Raw genomic sequence first — 759 nt, 5'->3', positions numbered from 1 at the left:
CCAAGTGGCGGCATTGGAGAAAGCAAAAGAAGAAAAGCAGGCTCATGGAGAGATAGAAACTTATTATCCCGGTTTTCTTGTTGCCCAAGACACTTATTATGTAGGATATATCAAAGGTGTGGGACACATTTATCAACAGACCGTCATTGATACTTACTCCAAAATCGGATTTGCCAAGCTGTATGACAGAAAGAATGCGCTTGTCGCTGCCGATATGCTTAACGATAGGGTTATTCCTTTTTTCGAGCAGCATAACTTGAAACTGATGCGTATGCTAACAGATAGAGGAACGGAATACTGCGGAAATAGAGAAAATCATGAGTATGAACTGTATTTGGCTGTGGAAGACATTGATCATTCCAAGATTAAGGCGAAAAGCCCTCAGACAAACGGTATATGTGAGCGATTTAACAGAACCGTGCAGAATGAGTTCTATGCTATTGCATTCAGAAAGAAAATCTATACCTCTATCGAACAACTGCAAGCAGACCTTGATGCGTGGATGAACTCCTACAATACCCAAAGAACACACTCCGGAAAGTACTGTTTCGGAAAAACGCCCATGCAAACTTTTATCGAAGGAATCGCTGTGGCAAGAAAGTATCAACTGCAAAATCTGGAAATGATAAAACCGAATGAGCATGATAAAATCTCATTCGGTTGTGAGGATGAAGAAAGTTGTGTAACTTCGCAACAAACATCTGACAGTTTTTTTGTCCGATAGTAAAACAAATGTCAGAACAAGTCTTGACTATTACA

Annotated in this window: 1 protein-coding gene; it reads left to right on the top strand. The window is 40.1% G+C overall.

The features are described from left to right. On the top strand, positions 1-724 hold a 724-nt coding region (locus E5342_RS19125), incomplete at its 5' end, for an integrase core domain-containing protein (RefSeq protein ID WP_135960090.1). Between the last annotated feature and the right edge of the window lie 35 nt (positions 725-759).

The organism is Parabacteroides distasonis (genome assembly GCF_004793765.1).
Taxonomy (GTDB): domain Bacteria; phylum Bacteroidota; class Bacteroidia; order Bacteroidales; family Tannerellaceae; genus Parabacteroides; species Parabacteroides distasonis_A.
This window is presented reverse-complemented; position numbering and strand designations above follow the sequence as displayed.